This is a genomic window from Acinetobacter beijerinckii CIP 110307 (assembly GCF_000369005.1).
GTDB lineage: Bacteria > Pseudomonadota > Gammaproteobacteria > Pseudomonadales > Moraxellaceae > Acinetobacter > Acinetobacter beijerinckii.
Genome location: NZ_KB849765.1, coordinates 1587405 through 1608239 on the forward strand (window position 1 = coordinate 1587405; position 20835 = coordinate 1608239).

Here is a 20835-nt window from a genome sequence, read left to right on the forward strand (position 1 = left end):
TGTTCAATACGTTAGTCTTTTCTTTTGGCTAGATAATACTTTTTTGCTAAACGCCAGCAGACGTAAACTGCCACTATAAGCAGAATGATATAGCCAATACGTTGAGTGATCGCAGCCATTAACGCTTGGTTTTCACTAAAATGATATCCTACATAAGCTAAAAAACTTGTCCAAATAATTGTTCCTGCAGCGCTATAAGTCATGAATTTGCTGAAAGGCATTCGACTCATGCCTGCTGGAATACTAATTAGGGAGCGGACTGCGGGGACCATACGTCCAAAAAAAACGACGCGATGGCCATGTTTTTCAAACCAAGTTAAAGATTTTTCAAAATCGGTAACGCTTATTCTTAAATACTTTCCATATTTTTCGATGAATAAATATAAATGTTGCTGCGGAATTTTACGACCAATCCAATACAGAAGCATTGCAGCTAAAAGTGAGCCAGCACTACCAGCTATTATGACACCAATGAGAGTTAGATCACCTTTTGAAGCGGTATAACCCGCAGATGGCATGATAATTTCGGATGGAATAGGCGGGAAGACATTATCAAGAAACATAAGGAATGCGATTCCCAAATATCCTAATTTTTCCATAATTGATAAGACCCAATCTTCAAGTCCCATAGTACCTTTGATATTCGTTTTTAAATTGTATTGAAGATTAATTGTTGTTAGTCAAACTCTCAATAGTGGATTGGTTAACTTTTTAATATATAAAAAAGCCTTAGTAAAAACTAAGGCTGTTTGTTACTTATAATTGATCTTGATTTAAAGGCGCTTGCGTTTTGCTGCAGTAATCTGCGATTGACGCATACGGAAGCCTTCTTTTTGCTTCTCAGTTGTTTTATCTATACAAAAAACACAAGAAACACCATGTTCATAACTTGGAAGTTCGGCCTCTGCAGAAGTTAAAGGCCAACCACATGCATGACACTTGATATTTTCACCTTCTTCAACACCGTGTGTAACCGCAGTACGGCCATCAAAGACGAAGCATTCACCTTCCCACATGCTTTCTTCAGCAGGTGTTTCTTCTAAGTATTTTAAAATACCGCCTTTGAGATGATAAACCTCATTAAAACCTTCTTGTAGCAGCAAAGACGTTGATTTTTCACAGCGAATTCCGCCTGTGCAGAACATTGCAATTTTTTTGTCTTTATGTTGTTCAAGATTTTGCTTTACATATTCAGGGAATTCACGAAAAGACTCAGTTTTAGGGTCGATTGCGCCTTTAAATGTACCAGCTTTATATTCGTAGTCATTGCGAGTATCAATCAAAATAACATCATCGCGTGCAATTAGATCATTCCATTCTTTTGGATCAAGATAGTGACCGACTAAATCACGTGGTTTGACTTCTACGCCTAAAGTTACGATTTCTTTTTTTAGTTTAATTTTCATTTTACGGAATGGTTTTTCAGAGCTTTCAGACTCTTTATATTCCATTGCGTTAAAGCCTTCATTCAGGAGAAATTGATGGATTGTATCAATCGCAGCGCGATCACCAGCAACAGTTCCATTAATTCCTTCTGATGCAACAATAAGAGTTCCACATAAATTGATGCTATTCACTAAATCTAAAAGACGCTGTTGCAGATCTGCTGCATCTTGAACTTCTTTAAACTGATATAGTGCCGCAACAACCCAATTATTGGTCGCTTGCTGTTCTACAGGTGCAAGCTGTTCTACAGTAGCGTTCATGGATAACTCCAAATGTATTAAGATAGAAAATTAAGGCGCATATTTTAGCGCGAAATTTGAAAATAAGCGAGAAAACCATAAAGTAAATATGGTTTTATGAGGAGTTGGTTTTGAGTAACGATCGTCGAATTCCATCATTAACCCCATGTGCAGGGCGTTGTTCTACGGTGTTTGGTGATCTAGTCTGTCGAGGTTGTCGTCGCTTTAATCACGAGGTGATTCAATGGAATACTTATACAGCAGAGCATCGTTTGGCTGTATGGACCAGATTAGATGCGCAGTTGGATCAAATCCTTATTCCGTTATTACCGCACGCGAATTTAATGCATATCGAGGGTTTTATTCAAAATAAGCGTGTTCGAGTGTTAGACAGTGCGAGTAAAGGGCGTAAGCTCTATCATGCTTTAAAAATTTGTGAAAAAAATAAACACTTGGCACATGACAGTGGGCTTGGGATTAATGATTCACAAGTCAAACCCATTTGGGATGAGTTTGAACGGCGAGTGCTTGCGTTGGCAAAGGCGAGTTATGAGTTAGCATGGTTACGTGCAGATGGAATTAGCAATAATTTGTTGCGTGCATTAGAAGAAGATGAAATTTAAATATTTTTCTTCTTAATACTCAATCTGGAAATAATGATTTCAGCAATTAATAGATTGATCGTCCAACCTAACCATGATTCAAGCTGATAAATATGTATGGGCGTTAGCCAATCCCAATAAGGTTGAACTTCATAAAGTGCTAACTTCCATGTTCTGAGACTAAGCGCAGATAAAGCTAAGGCAAAGCTACGAATCATCCAGTTGCGATGCTTGCTCCATTGCCGCTGAAAAGCATAATAGAGCGCTAATAAGCTGCTCAGTCCCCATAATAAACCAAGTGACACAAAAGCGATTTGTGTACTTAATCCTCCATTGGCTGAAAGTGCCAAGATAAAACCGCTAGGTAGAGCTAAACCAAGGGTGATAAAAATATACAGCCAACCTGCATAACGATGTAGGTGAGGGAGCTTTCTACGAATGTCTTTGGAAAACTGAGTAAAACCAGCCAATAAAACGAGGCTACTGGTGATTACATGAATCTGGAAAGCCAAGCGCCAAGGCTGGGTGTGGACGACATCCTGCTTTAAAACTAAAAAATGATTGCTGTCAGACCATGGAAAATATTGCATACATATCTTCAGCATCAACCAACTCAAATAAATAAACACCATGACAGTAATCAATTGAGTGAGTTGATTGAGAATTTTCCACATAAATATTGATCACTGTTATGATATGGAATGAAAATAATTTGAATAATGTCTATTAAATGAGAATAGCGAAATGAATAAGCTCAAACAAATATTAATTTTCAGTACAACTTTCGCCTGTAGTGCGCTTAGTGTAGCTCAAATTCCTCAAATATCTGCTTCATGGACAGGCTTATATAACGATGAGCAAAAAATCTCATTATTTTTTCAGCAAAAAGGCACTGATATCACGGGTTATAGTCTATTGAATGGAAAGCAAACTCATTTCAAAGGTAAAATTCAGCAGACTGATTTGAATTATACTTTATCCTTGAATGAAATAGGTCAAGGCGCAGATGTTGGGAAATTTATTTTAGATTATAAAAACAATACGATGCCGATTGATGCACAATGGTTGTCTGCTGCAAAAACGGTGAAACCGAAATTTTTTAGTTTAAGCTCGCAACAATGTAAATATGCGAAAGGGCAAGGGGAATTTCCTGATGCTTCATCACGCTTATTAAAAGATGCAGACTTACAAGTACCTTTGGGGCAGTTGCAATATATGCGGAACGAGATCTATGCGCGTCATGGCTATGCTTTTCAGAATAAAAAATGGGCAATAACCTTTTCTCAAAATGATTGGTATATGCCTTGTTACACCAATGTGGATACTCGTCTAACTAAGATCGAAAAAGAAAATGTGAAGCGTATTAAGTTAGTAGAGCCTTATGCAAAAGATTTGGATTGGGGGCGTTAACTGATTTGATTTAGTGAATCAATAAAAAAGCTGCCAATTGGCAGCTTTTTTAACATTAACTTTTCAACAAAAATTAACGTTTGATATCGCGTTGAGTCGAGCCTGTGTAAAGCTGACGTGGACGACCGATCTTGTAAGGACCGCTGTGCATTTCTAACCAGTGGCTGATCCAACCAACTGTACGTGCAAGCGCGAAGATTACCGTAAACATACCTGTTGGGATACCAATCGCTTTTAAGATGATACCTGAGTAGAAGTCTACGTTCGGATAAAGTTTACGTTCAACAAAGTACGGGTCGTTAAGCGCAATACGCTCAAGTTCCATTGCAAGTTGCAATTGTGGATCGTTGATACCTAGTGCAGCAAGTACTTCGTCACAAGTTTCTTTCATGACTTTCGCACGTGGATCGAAGTTTTTATACACACGGTGACCGAAGCCCATGAGTTTAACTTCTTTACGCTTCACTTTTTCCATGAATTCAGCAACGTTTTCTACGCTACCAATTTCATCTAACATTTTAAGTACAGCTTCGTTTGCACCACCGTGAGCAGGTCCCCAAAGTGCTGAGATACCAGCAGAGATACATGCATATGGGTTTGCGCCAGTCGAACCAGCAAGACGAACTGTAGAAGTAGAAGCATTTTGTTCGTGGTCAGCATGAAGCGTGAAGATACGATCCATTGCTTTAGCAAGAACAGGATTTACTTTGTAATCACGGTCAGCAGGTGTAGCAAACATCATGTGTAAGAAGTTTTCTGCATAACCTAAGTCATTACGTGGGTAAATGAATGGTTGACCTACAGTGTACTTGTAGCTCCACGCTGCAAGTGTAGGAATTTTCGCGATTAAACGAATTGCTGTGATTTCACGATGGTTTACATCTTCGATGTCTAAACCGTTGTGATAGAACGCAGATAATGCACCAACAACACCAACCATGATCGCCATAGGATGGGCATCACGACGGAAACCATTGAAGAAACGACTTACTTGGTCGTGAACCATCGTATGGTTACGTACTTTTGCGTCGAATTCTGCTTTTTGTTCAGCATTTGGAAGCTCGCCATTTAATAATAAGTAGCAAGTTTCTAAATAGTCTGCTTGAGTCGCTAATTGATCAATTGGATAACCACGGTGTAATAACACACCTTTGTCACCATCAATGAATGTGATCTTAGATTCGCAAGCAGCTGTCGCCATAAAACCAGGATCGAAAGTAAAGTGACCAGATGCTAAAACATCTTTAACGTCAATTACATCTGGGCCCAATGTGCCGCTGTAAATTGGTAATTCAATTTCTTTGCCATCAAGCTGTAATACGGCTTTTTTGCCAGTTGCTGCAGACATTCAATAGATCTCCTGTCCTGGTGAATGATTATCTGACTCGAAATACTAATCTTGTCATGTGCGAATCAGACGTTGTCAAAATTTGCTATAAGATTAGTGGCTACTAAAATTTTGTCAATTATACTTAGGGATAAAAAATGACGTTGCTACAGTCAATTAGTCATTCCATATCGAAGAAAAAATTGAGTAAAATCACAGCATCGGTCGAGTATAATATGTCAAATCATGTTTTAGGTGCATAAAAAAAATGAAGCACCAGTACAATTGTAAGTAAATTTTTATGCTTGCAAACTTTTGGTGCTTATAAAATAAATACTTATCTAGGATTAAAAAACTATGTATCTCATGGCCTACAGTTAAATAATAGGTCAAAAAACCGAAGATATTATTGAAAATTAAATTATAAACGACCTAATCTAGTGCGACTAATTGTTTAAAAAAAAATCAATTTACTTTTATAAAAGTAATGAAAATATAGATTACTGAATTTTTATATTTTATATATAAATGAGGGGTATTATTTTCAACAATAATTATAATCACTCCTTTTATGGGCTATTTATCAATAAAATCATCTTCATTTGTAAGATTTTAGAAATAATTATTGCTATTTATAGCGCAAGAGATGGAAAGTGCTGATTAAATTTTATTCTTAAATAACAGTGGGATGAATTTAAATTAATTCATACAGGGGGGCGTTTCATGCTTTAATTGATGTAAATGATTCTTATTTATTTGTTTTTTAGACTAAAGCTAAAACTGATTGTTTGTATTTTGATATTTCACGTTTTATAATTCGGTGTCGTTATATAGGTTGGGCATGCACTATGCTTGCCTAACAATGCCAGCTTTCCTTTGAATTAATTCAAACAAACTCCGGATGGAGTTTCTACCTACAGGATGCCCGCTGTGAAAAGCAACAGACCTGTCAATTTGTCCATGGGTCAGGTATTAGCGGTAAATTTACGCTCACCCGTGGCTATTGCATCAATTCTACACCGTTTATCAGGTGTAATCGTTTTCTTATTAGTCGCTGTTCTTTTGTGGATTTTAGATAAATCTTTATCTTCACCAGAAGGATTTGACTACGTTAAAAATGTCGTTTTCGGAAATATCATTGTACGTTTTGTCGTATGGGTATTTGTAGCTGGCTTAATTTTCCATTTCATTGCTGGTATCAAGCATTTACTTGCTGATATTGGTTTTGCGGAAGAATTACAAAGTGGTCGTATTGCAGCTACAGTTTCATTGATCTTGTCTGCGATTGGTATCGTCGCAGCATTCGTATGGATTATGTTCTGATGAAAAGTGCTACAGGTTTAACAGGTTCAGGTTCTCGCGATTGGTATATCCAACGTGTCAGTGCTGTAGTGTTAGCTGCATATACTGTGGTGATCTTCGGTTGGATCTTATGTAATAGCGGATTCGGCTACGAACAGTGGGCTGGCTTTATGTTAACTCTGCCAATGAAGATTTTCTCTTTATTAGCAGTATTATCGCTCGTTGCACATGCTTGGATTGGTATGTGGCAAGTCTTTACAGATTATGTAACGACTCGTCAAATGGGTCCTTCAGCTTCAGGTTTACGCCTTGTACTGACATCTGCTGTTATTATTTCAGTGTTCGTGTACGCAATCTGGGGTATCCAGATTTTCTGGGCAAATTGATAGGAAGAGATCATGGGCGCAATTAACCCTAAAGAAGATTATTCAAATATTCAAAACCTCACTTTCGATGCAGTTATTGTCGGTGGTGGTGGTTCAGGTATGCGTGCTTCTTACCAACTTGCTCAAGCTGGTTTAAAAGTTGCTGTATTGACCAAAGTATTCCCAACACGTTCACACACTGTTGCTGCCCAAGGTGGTATTGGTGCGTCGTTAGGAAATATGCAAGAAGATAATTGGCATTATCACTTCTATGACACGGTTAAAGGTTCGGATTGGTTAGGCGATCAGGACGCAATCGAGTTTATGACGCGTGAAGCACCAAAAGTTGTTTATGAACTTGAACACTTAGGTATGCCTTTTGACCGTAACGAAGATGGGACAATCTATCAACGTCCTTTCGGTGGTCACTCTGCAAACTACGGTGAGAAAGCGGTTCCACGTGCATGTGCTGCTGCCGATCGTACAGGTCATGCTTTGCTTCATACTTTATATCAAAGCAACGTAAAAATGGGTACTCAGTTTTACGTAGAATGGATTGCATTAGACCTCATCCGTAATGAAGCGGGTGATGTGCTTGGTGTAACTGCTATTGACCAAGAAACAGGTAATATCGCAGTATTCCAAGCGAAAGCAACATTGTTTGCTACTGGTGGTGCTGGTCGTGTTTATCGCGCATCAACCAATGCATATATCAACACGGGTGACGGTCTTGGTATGGCTGCTCGTGCAGGTATTCCATTACAAGATATGGAATTCTGGCAATTCCACCCAACGGGTGTTGCTGGCGCAGGCGTATTGTTGACTGAAGGTTGTCGTGGTGAAGGTGGTATCCTTCGTAACAAAGACGGCGAACCATTCATGGAACGTTATGCACCAACTTTAAAAGATTTGGCTCCACGTGACTTCGTATCACGTTCTATGGACCAAGAAATTAAAGAAGGTCGTGGTTGTGGTCCTAAAGCGGATTATATCTTATTAGATATGACTCACTTGGGTGCTGAAACGATTATGAAGCGTCTTCCATCTGTATTTGAGATTGGTAAGAAATTCGCAAACGTTGACTGTACTAAAGAGCCAATTCCTGTGGTACCAACAATCCATTATCAAATGGGTGGTATTCCAACCAATATTCATGGTCAAGTGGTTGTGCCTCATGGTGTGGAAGAGGGTGAATTCTCTGCGCATTATGATAAAGACACGAAAGAATATACCTATAAAGGTACACGTGATTATGTGAAACCAGTAAAAGGTTTCTATGCAATTGGTGAATGTTCTTGTGTATCTGTACATGGTGCAAACCGCTTAGGTACAAACTCATTGCTTGACCTTGTAGTATTTGGTAAAGCAGCGGGCGAGCACATCATTGATTACGTAACTAAACATCATGGCGATGATTATCAGCCGCTTCCGACTGATGTATTGGTAAATACATTAGATCGTATTCGTAAGCTGGATGATTCAACCACGGGTGAAAATGCACAAGAAGTTGCTGATGCAATCCGTGACATCGTACAAGATCACGCAGGTGTATTCCGTACTCAAGCATTGCTTGACAAGGGTGTAAAAGAAATTCTTGCGATTGAACCACGTGTTCGTAATATTCATTTAAAAGACAAATCTAAAGTATTTAACACAGCACGTGTTGAAGCATTAGAAGTTGAAAACTTATATGAAGTTGCGAAGGCGACACTAATTTCTGCTGCTGCACGTAAAGAATGTCGTGGTGCACATACAGTTGTTGACTATGAGTTAGCACCTGATCACCCAACTTATTCTTACGGTCGTCGTGATGATGAGTGGATGAAACATACTTTGTGGTATTCATCAGATAACCGTCTTGAATATAAGCCAGTACGTTTCAGCCCATTAACGGTTGAAGCAATTGAACCTAAACCACGTACATTCTAATCGGGAGAACAAAGATGAGTAGAGGCACTCGTACATTCGAAATCTACCGCTATGATCCTGATAAGGATAAAGCGCCGTACATGCAAACTTTCAAACTTGAGTTGACCGATAAGCACCGTATGTTGCTTGATGCGTTACTTGCGTTGAAAGTACAAGATGAATCATTAACATTCCGCCGCTCTTGCCGTGAAGGTATTTGTGGTTCGGATGGTGTGAACATCAATGGTAAAAATGGTTTAGCGTGCTTGTGGAACTTGAACGATTTACCAGAGAAAATTGTGATTCGTCCTTTACCTGGCTTACCAGTTGTAAAAGATTTGGTTGTAGATATGAATCAATTCTACGATCAATATGACAAAATCCAACCGTTCTTGATTAACAATCAGCCAGCGCCAGCGAAAGAGCGTTTACAGTCTCAAGCAGAACGTGAACACTTAGATGGTCTGTATGAATGTATTCTTTGTGCATGTTGTTCGACTTCATGTCCATCATTCTGGTGGAACCCTGATAAGTTCCTTGGACCGTCTGCATTATTAAATGCATACCGTTTCATTATTGATTCTCGTGATACAGCAACACAAGAGCGTTTGGCTCGTTTAGACGATCCATTCTCTTTGTTCCGTTGTAAAGGAATCATGAACTGTGTATCAGTTTGCCCTAAAGGTTTAAACCCAACAAAAGCAATTGGTCACATCCGTAATATGTTGTTGGATCAAGCTGGTTAATCAGAATGTTCTAACAAAAAAAACGGGAGCTTTGAAAGAAGCTCCCGTTTTTTATTTTTAAAATTAAACTGTGTGAATTTGAGTTTTTGTTTATTGGTTTTTCTACTAAATAAATTCAAAAAATAAATAAAAACATGATCCTGTTCTGTTTTTAAGCACTCTGCATAGTGTTTGTGCAAAAATTGTAGCGAATGTTTAACTTTGGTCTATAAAGATGCAACTATTATAAAAAGGGCGGTATATTAGAATATAATTAGTGACGTGTATTTAGCTGCTTTATGGATGGTATGTGTCAAAAAAATCAATCCAAGCTGAATAACATGTTAGGATTCTGCCACAACTGAAAGCGAAAAATGAGCATATTCTAAAAGTTATCTGAAAAGTGCAACTTTGAGATTTATGCAAATTATTCTACGAAAGTCAATTTAGAAAAGTTAAAAAATTATTTAATTTTTCTAAAATGATTTGCAAAAAATTGCTCGATTTTATCGAGTATAAGGATGAGTTATGTGCTTTGAATTGAAAGCACATAGCTCATTTATTACATCAAAAGGAATACTCCTGATGTGTAGTGATATGTCTCAAGGTTGGATGATCTTGGGTAGTAATGTCATGTTACCAATTTGACATTATGAATCATGGGTGTGCTTAAAAGGCAACCTGTATTATTTTTTGCAATAGGAAATGGGTCCAAAAATGCAAGAAGTTGCTGACGCATTGCGTCTTGACACTGAACTTTCCGCTGATAGTGCAGCGTATATCGAAGAGCTCTACGAACAGTACCTAACATCTCCAACCTCAGTGTCAGAGGATTGGCGTGAATATTTCGACAAATACCCTAAAGGTGATCAACCACACGGCAGTGTGCGCGAGCAATTCCTCCTCTTAGGTCGTAATTCAAGCCGAATTCAACCTGTTGTTCAAAGCACTGTAAGCACAGAGCATGAGCGTCGTCAAATTGGTGTATTACAACTCATCGCTGCCTACCGCAATCGTGGTCATCAAAAAGCGAAACTTGATCCATTAGGTCTTGCAAAACGCGAAGACGTTCCTGATCTTGATTTATCCGCGCACAACTTAACCAAGTCTGACTTAGATACCGTATTTAATACGGGTAATCTTGCGATTGGTAAAGCAGAAGCAACATTGTCAGAAATGATTGAGGCAATGGAAGCGACATACTGTGGTTCTATTGGTGCAGAGTATATGCACATTGTAGATACCAAAGAAAAACGTTGGATTCAACAACGTTTGGAAGGTGTTCGCGGTAAATATAATTTAAATGCTGATCAGAAAAAAGGCGTCTTAGAGCGTTTGACAGCGGCTGAAGGTTTAGAAAAATACCTTGGTAATAAATTTGTTGGTGCTAAACGTTTTGGTGTGGAAGGCGGTGAGTCTTTTATTCCAATGGTCAACGAACTTATTCAACGTGCAGGTAGTGTAGGTTGTAAAGAAGTCGTCATTGGTATGCCACACCGTGGACGTCTCAATTTACTTGTAAATATTATGGGTAAAAACCCAGCTGATCTTTTTGGTGAATTTGAAGGTAAAAGTATTCACAAAAAAGGTTCGGGTGACGTTAAGTACCATCAAGGTTTTTCTTCAAATGTCATGACCTCGGGTGGCGAAGTTCATCTTGCTTTGGCATTTAACCCATCACATTTAGAAATCGTTGGTCCTGTAGTTGAAGGATCTGTACGTGCTCGTCAAGTTCGTCGTAAAGATATTGGTGGTGACGATGTACTTCCGCTAATTGTTCACGGTGATGCTGCGTTTGCAGGTCAAGGTGTGAACATGGAAACCTTCCAAATGTCACAAACACGTGGCTACACGGTGGGTGGTACAGTTCATATTATTGTGAATAACCAAGTTGGTTTTACCACATCTGATCCACGCGATACGCGTTCTACAGAATACTGTACTGATGTTGCTAAAATGATTCAGGCACCAATTTTCCATGTGAATGGTGATGATCCTGAAGCAGTTATTTTTGCAACTCAAATTGCACATGATTTCCGTCATGAATTCCGTAAAGATGTGATTCTTGATTTGTTCTGTTATCGCCGTCGTGGTCATAACGAAGCAGATGAGCCATCTGCAACACAACCATTGATGTATCAAGTCATCAATAAAAAAGCAACAACGCGTACTTTGTATGCGGATCAATTGGTACAAGAAAAAGTACTTGATCGTGCGACTGCTGATCAAATGGTAGAAGACTATCGTTCTGATTTAGAAGCAGGTAACCATGTTGCTAATGCTTTGGTTCGTGAACCAAACAAAAAGATGTTCGTGGACTGGTCCCCATATCTAGGTCATGAATATACTGATATTTGGGATACAAGCTTCAACATCGATCGTTTAAAAGAACTTGGCAAAACAATGAATACATTACCTGAAGGTTTCGTATTACAACGCCAAGTACAAAAAGTGATTGATGATCGTGTAAAAATGCAAACGGGCGAAATGCCACTCAACTGGGGTGCTGCTGAAACTTTAGCTTATGCAACACTTTTAGATGATGGTTTCCTTGTGCGTATTACAGGTGAAGATGTTGGTCGTGGAACATTCTCTCATCGTCATGCAAAATTACATAACCAAGTTGATGGTTCTGTATATATTCCTCTTTGTCACATTAAAGAAAATCAGCCTCGTACAGCGGTTTATGATTCTTTATTGTCAGAAGAAGCCGTACTTGCATTTGAATATGGTTATGCAACAACTTTGCCTAAAAGCTTAATTGTTTGGGAAGCGCAATTTGGTGACTTCGCAAACTGTGCGCAAGTTGTGATTGACCAGTTTATTGCGTCTGGTGAAACCAAGTGGGAACGTGTATGCGGTCTTACAATGTTATTGCCACATGGTTATGAAGGTCAGGGTCCTGAACATTCATCTGCACGTTTAGAGCGTTTCTTGCAACTTTGTGCTGAAGATAATATGCAAGTCATGACACCAACGACACCTGCGCAAATTTTCCATGCACTACGTCGTCAAGCTGTTCGTCCTATTCGTAAGCCACTGATTGTAATGTCGCCTAAGTCGCTATTACGTCATAAACTTGCAACTTCAACTTTAGATGAGTTGGCAAACGGTTCATTCCAAACTGTGATTGATGAAATTGATAACATCAATAAAGCTGACGTAACGCGTTTAGTTCTTTGTGGTGGTAAAGTTTATTACGATTTACTCGAAAAACGTCGTGAACTTGGATTAGATAATACTGCGATTGTTCGTATTGAGCAATTATATCCATATCCAGAACAGCGTTTAGCTGAAGTAATGGAAAGCTATCCAAACATTCAAGAACTTGTTTGGGCGCAAGAAGAACCGAAGAACCAAGGCGCTTGGTTATTCATCGTTCCTCGCTTATATGAAGACGTTCTAAAATCTGGTAAACAAATTCGCATTAGCTATGCTGGTCGTGAAGCATCAGCCGCACCTGCTTGTGGCTCGCCATACTTGCATGCAAAACAACAAGCTCAGCTCGTCAATGACGCACTTGCAATTGAAGCTGAACAATCAGGAGATTCTAAATAATGGCAACCGAAATTAAAGCACCGGTATTTCCAGAGTCAGTTGCTGACGGTACGATCGCAACTTGGCACAAAAAAGTAGGTGAACCTGTATCACGTGATGAAGTGATCTGTGACATTGAAACCGATAAAGTTGTTTTAGAAGTGGTTGCTCCTGCTGATGGTAGCTTAGTTGCGATCATTAAAGGTGAAGGCGACACAGTTCTTTCTGATGAAGTGATTGCTCAGTTTGAAGCAGGCGCAGTATCTGGCGCTGCTGATACTCAAGCAGTACAAAGTTCAGCTCCAGCTCAAGTTGAACAAGCTGTTGCTAAAACAGAAGCAGGTGCAGCTCCAGTTGTACCAGTTCAAGATCAAGCTCCTGCTGTTCGCAAAGCATTATCTGAAACAGGTATCAATGCTGCTGACGTACAAGGTACAGGTCGTGGTGGTCGCATCACTAAAGAAGATGTTGCTGGTCATCAAGCTAAACCTGCTGCATCAGCTCAACCATTAAGCGTTGCTGTTGGTGAGCGTATTGAGAAACGTGTTCCAATGACACGTTTACGTAAGCGTGTAGCTGAGCGTTTATTGGCTGCAACACAACAAACTGCAATGTTAACTACGTTTAACGAAGTGAACATGAAGCCAATCATGGAAATGCGTAAGCAATATAAAGATGCTTTCGAAAAACGTCATGGTGCGCGTTTAGGCTTTATGTCTTTCTTTGTTAAAGCTGCGACTGAAGCACTAAAACGCTACCCAGCAGTGAATGGTTCTATTGATGGTGATGACATCGTTTATCACGGTTTCTATGACATCGGTGTTGCTGTATCGAGTGAACGTGGTTTAGTTGTTCCTGTACTTCGTGATACTGACCGTATGAACTATGCAGAAGTTGAAAACGGTATTCGTGACTATGCTTATAAAGCACGTGACGGTAAATTAGGTATCGAAGACATGACTGGCGGTACGTTCACGATTACTAATGGTGGTACGTTCGGTTCATTGCTTTCAACGCCGATTTTGAATACACCACAAACAGCTATTTTGGGTATGCATAAAATCCAAGAGCGTCCAATGGCGGTAAATGGTCAAGTTGAAATCTTGCCAATGATGTACTTAGCACTTTCTTATGACCACCGTTTGATCGATGGTAAAGAAGCTGTAGGTTTCTTAGTAACAATCAAAGAGTTGTTAGAAGAACCAGCTAAACTCATTCTTGATCTTTAATACATTAATTATAAATCTTCCCTAACCCCTCTTTAGTAAAGAGGGGAAGCCCCTTTTTGAAAGAAGGGGATTTAAGGGGGATTAATTGGAGATAAAAATGTCTCAACAGTTTGATCTTGTTGTTATTGGCGGTGGACCTGGTGGTTATGAAGCGGCGATTCGTGCAGCTCAACTTGGTTTCAAAGTCGCTTGTATCGAAAAACGTATTCACAATGGTAAGCCATCTTTAGGTGGTACATGTTTAAACGTTGGTTGTATTCCTTCTAAAGCATTGCTTGACTCTTCTCACCGTTACGAAGCAACCCTTCACGAACTTGCTGAACACGGTATTACCACAGGTGAAGTTAAATTTGATTTAGATACTTTGTTAGCTCGTAAAGACAAAGTTGTTGATCAGTTGACTGGTGGTGTTGCTCAATTACTGAAAGGTAATGGTATTGAGTGGTTACAAGGTACTGGTAAATTACTTGCTGGTAAAAAAGTAGAGTTCACGCCTTTTGAGGGTGAAGTTCAAGTTTTAGAACCTAAGTATGTGATTCTTGCGACTGGTTCTGTACCTGTAAATATTCCAGTAGCTCCTGTTGATGAAGACTTAATCGTTGATTCGACTGGCGCATTGAAATTCTCAGAAGTTCCTAAGCGTCTTGGGGTTATCGGTGCAGGTGTTATTGGTTTAGAGCTTGGTTCGGTATGGCGCCGTCTTGGTTCAGAAGTTGTTGTGTTTGAAGCATTAGATGCATTCTTACCAATGGCTGATAAAGCATTGGCGAAGGAATATCAAAAAATCTTGAAGAAACAAGGTTTAGATATTCGTATCGGTGCGAAAGTTTCTGGTGCTGAAACCAATGGTCAAGAAGTAACAGTTAAATACAACCAAGCTGGCGAAGACAAAGAACAAGTTTTTGACAAGTTAATCGTTTGTGTTGGTCGTAAAGCATATGCAGAAGGTTTATTGGCTGAAGATTCAGGCATTAAATTGACTGAGCGTGGTTTGGTTGATGTCAATGATCAATGTCAAACATCTGTAGAAGGTGTTTACGCGATTGGTGACTTGGTACGCGGTCCAATGCTTGCACATAAAGCAATGGAAGAGGGCGTAATGGCTGTTGAACGTATTCACGGTCACGCAGCTCAAGTGAACTATGACACGATCATCAGTGTTATTTATACACACCCAGAAGCGGCTTGGGTTGGTTTAACTGAAGAACAAGCTGTCGAAAAAGGCCATGAAGTTAAAGCAGGTCAATTCCCATTTGCAGTAAATGGTCGTGCTTTAGCAGCTGGTGATACTGCTGGTTTTGTTAAATTCGTTGCAGATGCAAAAACTGATCGACTGTTAGGTATGCATGTTGTTGGTCCAAACGCATCTGACATCGTACATCAAGGTATGATTGCACTTGAATTTGTATCTTCTGTAGAAGATTTACAGTTGATGACTTTTGGTCACCCAACATTCTCTGAAGTTGTACACGAAGCTGCGCTTGCTGTTGATGGTCGTGCAATCCACGCGATTCAACGTAAACGTAAATAAAATAAAAAGTGTGGCTTTTGCCACACTTTTTTGAATGATGATGATTGGTTTACAAGACAATCATTTACTCAATATGTAACAGCCTAGTTTAAAAAAAATATCTAGGTTGTATCACATCAAACAACATAGTAGGTAACTAAATGAACTTACATGAGTATCAAGCTAAAGCGTTATTGAAAGAATATGGTATGCCAGTACAAGAAGGTATCTTGGCAACCAATGCAGATGAAGCAGTTGCTGCATTTGAACAGCTTGGTGGTAAATTCGCTGTAATGAAAGCGCAAGTTCATGCTGGTGGTCGTGGTAAGGCTGGTGGCGTTAAAGTTGCAAAATCAAAAGAAGATGTTATCGAATTCGCTAACAACATCATTGGTACTCGTTTAGTAACGTATCAAACAGATGCAAATGGTCAACCAGTTAACAGCATTATTGTTGCTGAAGACGTTTATCCAGTTGAGCGTGAGCTTTACTTGGGTGCGGTTGTAGACCGCTCTAGCCGTCGTATTACTTTCATGGCTTCTACCGAAGGTGGTGTAGAAATCGAGAAAGTTGCAGAAGAAACTCCAGAAAAAATTATCAAAGTTGAAGTTGATCCACTCGTTGGCTTACAACCATTCCAAGCACGCGAAGTTGCGTTTGCTTTAGGTTTGAAAGACAAGCAAATCAGCCAATTTGTAAAAATTATGGCTGCTGCTTACCAAGCATTTGTTGAGAATGACTTTGCATTATTTGAAATTAACCCACTTTCAGTTCGTGAAAATGGCGATATTTTATGTGTAGATGCGAAAGTAGGTATCGACTCTAACGCGCTTTATCGTTTACCTAAAGTTGCTGCTTTACGTGACAAGTCTCAAGAGAATGAGCGTGAATTAAAAGCATCTGAATTTGATCTTAACTATGTTGCTTTAGAAGGTAACATCGGTTGTATGGTGAATGGTGCTGGTCTTGCAATGGCAACGATGGACATCATCAAACTTTATGGGGGTCAGCCTGCAAACTTCCTTGACGTTGGTGGCGGTGCAACGAAAGAGCGCGTAATCGAAGCGTTCAAAATCATCCTTGCTGATACTTCTGTACAAGGTGTTTTAATCAACATCTTCGGTGGTATCGTACGTTGTGACATGATTGCTGAAGCAATTATTGCAGCGGTTCAAGAAGTAAATGTAACTGTACCAGTTGTTGTTCGTTTAGAAGGTAACAACGCTGAGTTAGGTGCTAAATTACTTGATGAATCTGGTTTGAAATTAATTTCTGCGAACGGTTTATCTGATGCCGCAGAAAAAGTTGTAGCTGCAGTTAAAGCGTAAGGAGTATCAATCATGAGCGTATTAATTAATAAAGACACTAAAGTATTGGTACAAGGTTTTACTGGTAAAAACGGTACTTTCCACTCTGCACAAGCTTTAGACTACGGTACAAAAGTTGTTGGTGGTGTTACTCCAGGTAAAGGCGGTACAACTCACCTTGACCTACCAGTATTTAACACAATGAAAGAAGCTGTACGTGAAACAAATGCAGATGCATCTGTAATCTATGTACCAGCTCCATTCGTTTTAGACTCAATCGTTGAAGCGGTTGATTCAGGTGTTGGCCTGATCGTTGTGATCACTGAAGGTGTTCCAACGATCGACATGCTTAAAGCTAAACGCTACCTAGAAACTAACGGTAACGGTACTCGTTTAGTTGGTCCTAACTGCCCAGGCGTGATCACTCCTGGTGAATGTAAGATCGGTATTATGCCTGGTCACATCCACCAACCAGGCCGTATTGGTATCATCTCACGTTCAGGTACATTGACTTATGAAGCTGTTGCTCAAACAACTAAGCTTGGTTTAGGTCAGTCTACTTGTATCGGTATTGGTGGTGACCCAATCCCAGGTATGAACCAGATTGAAGCACTTCAATTGTTCCAAGATGATCCAGACACTGATGCAATCATCATGATCGGTGAGATCGGTGGTACAGCGGAAGAAGAAGCTGCTGAATTCATCAAATCTAACGTGACTAAGCCTGTAGTTGGTTATATCGCGGGTGTAACTGCACCTAAAGGTAAGCGTATGGGTCATGCCGGTGCGATCATTTCTGGTGGTCAAGGTACTGCTGAAGAGAAATTCGCTGCATTTGAACGCGCGGGAATGGCTTACACTCGTAGTCCAGCTGAGCTTGGTTCTACTATGTTGCAAGTTTTAAAAGAGAAAGGTTTAGCGTAATTCGTTAGATTTTAATCTTTAAAAAACCCCAATGGCGACATTGGGGTTTTTTATTAAAATAAAATGATATAAGTTCCTAAAAAATAGCATAATTAGCCCAAGGGTAAGATAAATGATTAAAGAAAAATTGATTTACAGTGTTAAGCAGTTTATAGATAAAAAACGATTTATCTATTAAGAATGCGCAAAGAATAGAAGATCTTCTTGGTGATTTGAAGTTAGAGGAAGAGTGGATAAATAATATGGTTCTAATTTTAGCTTCATATGTGTGTGGAGGCGGTGAGTACATGTATGATGAAGATGAGGTAATTTTAGAATTGAAGAAAATCTTAATTTTTTCAAATGATGCTTAATCTCCACTAGCTATCTATTTATATTTTTTAGATGAAAAAAAAGAGCCTTATTGCTAAGACTCTTGATAGATTGAAAATAATTACTCAGATTTAGGTTTTAACCCTTGAGTCAAACCATTGATATCGCCACCTTGTAAACCTAGTTCATTCATTAAACTATCAATCAATGGCGCTTGTGAACGATAGCGTAGGGCGCTATTCACGACTTGATCCGATAAAGAGGTTTGACCATTTTCAATCGTATCACTACCGACAGTGCCACCGCCTGCAAAGCTACTTAAACCATTCACTTGTAAAATCTTGATGTCATCAATATTTTCCATTGGTTTAACGCTTTCACGAATGATTTCAGGCAAATGTTTGAGTAATGCTAAACGCACTTGCATTTCCACTTGCTCAGCAGAAAGGGTATTGGCTGCTTCATTGACTGCACGCGCACCTTCCGCATCAACCTGATACTGTTTCTCTAAAGCTTGAGCAAGTAATATTTTAGCATCTGCTTCACCTTTCGCTTTTAAGCGAATTTTTTCAGCATCTGCTTCAGCAGCAATACGCACAGCTTCAGCTTCATCTGCCGCAGCCTTTTTACCCGCATCCGCAGCAACGGTAATCGCAATCGCTTCTTTCTCAGCAGTTTGTTTAGCAGCAACCAGCTCGACTGCTTTTTGACGTTCAGCGCGTTGTGTTTCACGTACAGTCACAACTTCTTCCTCCGCTTTTACCGCTTCGGCACGGGCCTTGTCTGCTTGCGCTTTGGCTTCTGATTCAGCACGAGATTTTTCAGCAATGGCAATGGCGCGGTCTTGCTCAGCCAATTCAATGGTTTTTTTCTGTTCAACTTGTGCTTTTTGAATGAGCTGAGCTTTTTGGATATTTTCATTCTCAACATCACGGGCAGAGGCAATACGTTTTAGTTCCACTTCACGTTCAGCAGCAATTTGAGCTTCTTCAGCTTCACGTTTTTTACCTGCTTCTTGAGAGGCAATTTCTGCAGTTTGTTCAGCTTTACGTATCGAGATTTCACGCTCTTGTTGTAACTTCGCGTATTCTTCTTCACGAGAGATTTCTAAACGTGCACGTTCTGCTTGTAAGTTTTTTCCACGAATTGCTAAATCAGCATCTTGTTCAATGTCGTTACGCTTTTTTCGACGATCTTCAATGGTTTCAGTTAGCTTGGTTAAACCTTCTGCATCGAACGCATTTTGTGGATTAAAGAATTTAAAGCTAGTTTGATCAAGCCCTGTTAAAGACACTGTTTCAAGTTCCAAACCATTTTTTGATAAATCTTCAGAAACGACTTGCTGAACTTTTTGCACAAAGTCGACACGCTTTTCATGTAGTTCTTCCATTGCCATTTCAGCAGCAACAGCACGGAGTGAATCGACAAATTTGCCTTCGACCAAATCTTTTAATTCAGGCGGGGACATAGTCTTTCTACCAAGTGTCTGGGCAGCCGTTGCAATCGATTCAGCAATCGGTTTGACGCGAACATAGAATTCAGCCATGACATCCACACGCATTCTGTCACGTGTAATTAACGCTTGATCTGCTGCGCGTTTTACCTCTAAACGTAAGGTGTTCATATTGACTGGAATAATTTCATGTAGCACAGGAAGTACAATCGCACCGCCATTTAAAATGACTTTTTCGCCACCAAAACCAGTACGAACAAAAGAGACTTCTTTACTTGAACGGGTATATAGGCGGGCGATAATTACCCCAATAAAAATAAATGCAGCGAAAATCACACCTGCAATAATCAAAATTTCAGTCAATGCTGAATTAAACATTTCTACACCCTCAAATTATATAAAAAAATTAACAAGCGATTGCTTGGAATCCAATTTTGGTTCTTTGCGTTAAAATCACATCTTGACCTTGATGAAAAACCAGATCAAGTTCGGGTTCTACTAAGATGTAATGGATTTGACCAAATTGATCTTTAACTTTGGCTTGGGCAGGTGAGTTGGGTTTTGCTTCACCTAAAACAATTTGAGCTGTTCGCCCTATCAGGTCGTCAATCTGAATAGCAGTTGTTTCATCTTTAGGAATAATTTTAGCAATTAAAGTAGCACTCAAACGTACTATAGGCATACATAAAAATAAACATGCGGGAGCGATAATCCAAGCTGATAAATAATGTTCAGTAAATTGGAAAAAAATATCCTGAATAATTAATCCTGTTAATGAGTAAACCGTTAGAAAAATGATTAACCAGATAAGCAAAGGAACTTTACCTATATATAGCCATTCTAAAAGCTGAGTAAATAAACCGTCCGTATGTTCTGCTGATACTTCTGCGTGATTAACATCCGTTAGACTATCTGGTAAAAATTGATCAAAAAAACTGGTGCTACCACCAAACATTAATAGAATTAACTCAAGCACACCAATAAATAGGCACAACATTAGGGATATGCTAAAAACGATGTTGGATGGATGTGTTATTAAATCCCATATCATTAGTAATACTCTTATTTCTTTTAGAAATCGTTAAGAAATTTTTTATAAAAATAAATCAGTTATAAGATTAAATGTTACTGGCTTTAATTTCAATAAAAAATCAATTGTTATTCTTCAAACGAAAAAAAACGCAATGATTGGGGTGATCACTGCGTTGAACAACGAATCTGTAAAAACAGTTTCGGTTG

Annotated in this window: 17 protein-coding genes; 11 read left to right on the forward strand and 6 right to left on the reverse strand. The window is 39.3% G+C overall.

What is annotated here, in order from left to right; all coding sequences use genetic code 11:
• Positions 1-11 precede the first annotated feature (11 nt).
• Positions 12-629: a DedA family protein gene (locus tag F933_RS13035; protein ID WP_005061822.1), complete on the reverse strand. Its 618-nt coding sequence runs from the start codon at positions 627-629 to the stop codon at positions 12-14.
• Between the two features lie 144 nt (positions 630-773).
• The gene (gene trhO, locus F933_RS13040) at positions 774-1706 is read right to left on the reverse strand and encodes an oxygen-dependent tRNA uridine(34) hydroxylase TrhO (protein ID WP_005061826.1); all 933 of its coding nucleotides are present in this window, start codon (positions 1704-1706) and stop codon (positions 774-776) included.
• 110 nt (positions 1707-1816) lie between these two features.
• On the opposite strand from trhO, the gene F933_RS13045 reads away from it, so the two are divergent.
• Positions 1817-2308 (forward strand): DUF1289 domain-containing protein, encoded by a 492-nt coding sequence (locus F933_RS13045; RefSeq protein WP_005061829.1) that lies wholly within the window; start codon positions 1817-1819, stop codon positions 2306-2308.
• Here F933_RS13045 and F933_RS13050 read toward each other — a convergent pair.
• Entirely contained in the window at positions 2305-2961 is a 657-nt protein-coding gene (locus tag F933_RS13050; protein WP_005061833.1) for a DUF2306 domain-containing protein, read from the reverse strand. The two genes, F933_RS13045 and F933_RS13050, sit on opposite strands and share 4 nt — an antisense overlap.
• Positions 2962-3031: 70 nt before the next feature.
• On the opposite strand from F933_RS13050, the gene F933_RS13055 reads away from it, so the two are divergent.
• A complete protein-coding gene (locus F933_RS13055) occupies positions 3032-3697 on the forward strand; it encodes a YARHG domain-containing protein (protein ID WP_005061835.1) in 666 nt (221 codons plus the stop codon).
• 73 nt (positions 3698-3770) lie between these two features.
• Here the strand turns inward: F933_RS13055 and gltA are convergent, their stop codons facing one another.
• Positions 3771-5045, reverse strand: a complete 1275-nt coding sequence (gene gltA / locus F933_RS13060) for a citrate synthase (RefSeq protein WP_005061836.1) — start codon at positions 5043-5045, stop codon at positions 3771-3773.
• Positions 5046-5945: 900 nt separating this feature from the next.
• Here gltA and sdhC point away from each other — a divergent pair.
• The 9 genes from sdhC (at position 5946) to sucD (ending at position 17831) form a co-directional block, all read left to right on the forward strand.
• Positions 5946-6347: a succinate dehydrogenase, cytochrome b556 subunit gene (gene sdhC / locus F933_RS13065; protein ID WP_045505219.1), complete on the forward strand. Its 402-nt coding sequence runs from the start codon at positions 5946-5948 to the stop codon at positions 6345-6347.
• The gene (sdhD, locus tag F933_RS13070; RefSeq protein WP_005055658.1) at positions 6347-6712 is read left to right on the forward strand and encodes a succinate dehydrogenase, hydrophobic membrane anchor protein; all 366 of its coding nucleotides are present in this window, start codon (positions 6347-6349) and stop codon (positions 6710-6712) included. Before sdhC ends, sdhD begins: the two co-directional genes overlap by 1 nt.
• Before the next feature lie 12 nt (positions 6713-6724).
• The gene (gene sdhA / locus F933_RS13075; RefSeq protein ID WP_005055655.1) at positions 6725-8620 is read left to right on the forward strand and encodes a succinate dehydrogenase flavoprotein subunit; all 1896 of its coding nucleotides are present in this window, start codon (positions 6725-6727) and stop codon (positions 8618-8620) included.
• Positions 8621-8634: 14 nt separating this feature from the next.
• A complete protein-coding gene (locus F933_RS13080) occupies positions 8635-9345 on the forward strand; it encodes a succinate dehydrogenase iron-sulfur subunit (RefSeq protein WP_004664446.1) in 711 nt (236 codons plus the stop codon).
• Between the two features lie 696 nt (positions 9346-10041).
• Positions 10042-12882, forward strand: a complete 2841-nt coding sequence (locus F933_RS13085) for a 2-oxoglutarate dehydrogenase E1 component (RefSeq protein ID WP_005061839.1) — start codon at positions 10042-10044, stop codon at positions 12880-12882.
• Positions 12882-14090, forward strand: coding sequence for a 2-oxoglutarate dehydrogenase complex dihydrolipoyllysine-residue succinyltransferase (gene odhB / locus F933_RS13090; RefSeq protein ID WP_005055651.1), 1209 nt, complete (start codon positions 12882-12884; stop codon positions 14088-14090). The genes F933_RS13085 and odhB overlap by 1 nt, the downstream gene beginning before the upstream one ends.
• Before the next feature lie 97 nt (positions 14091-14187).
• Positions 14188-15621, forward strand: a complete 1434-nt coding sequence (gene lpdA, locus F933_RS13095) for a dihydrolipoyl dehydrogenase (protein WP_005061841.1) — start codon at positions 14188-14190, stop codon at positions 15619-15621.
• Between the two features lie 140 nt (positions 15622-15761).
• Entirely contained in the window at positions 15762-16928 is a 1167-nt protein-coding gene (sucC, locus tag F933_RS13100) for an ADP-forming succinate--CoA ligase subunit beta (protein ID WP_003655470.1), read from the forward strand.
• 12 nt (positions 16929-16940) lie between these two features.
• On the forward strand, positions 16941-17831 hold the full coding sequence (gene sucD, locus F933_RS13105) for a succinate--CoA ligase subunit alpha (RefSeq protein WP_003655479.1): 891 nt from the start codon (positions 16941-16943) through the stop codon (positions 17829-17831).
• Between the two features lie 433 nt (positions 17832-18264).
• Here the strand turns inward: sucD and F933_RS13110 are convergent, their stop codons facing one another.
• Together F933_RS13110 and F933_RS13115 are read right to left on the reverse strand one after the other, a co-directional pair.
• Positions 18265-19974, reverse strand: coding sequence for a flotillin family protein (locus F933_RS13110; RefSeq protein WP_005061845.1), 1710 nt, complete (start codon positions 19972-19974; stop codon positions 18265-18267).
• 28 nt (positions 19975-20002) lie between these two features.
• Positions 20003-20647, reverse strand: a complete 645-nt coding sequence (locus tag F933_RS13115; protein ID WP_005061847.1) for a YqiJ family protein — start codon at positions 20645-20647, stop codon at positions 20003-20005.
• Positions 20648-20835: the final 188 nt, after the last annotated feature.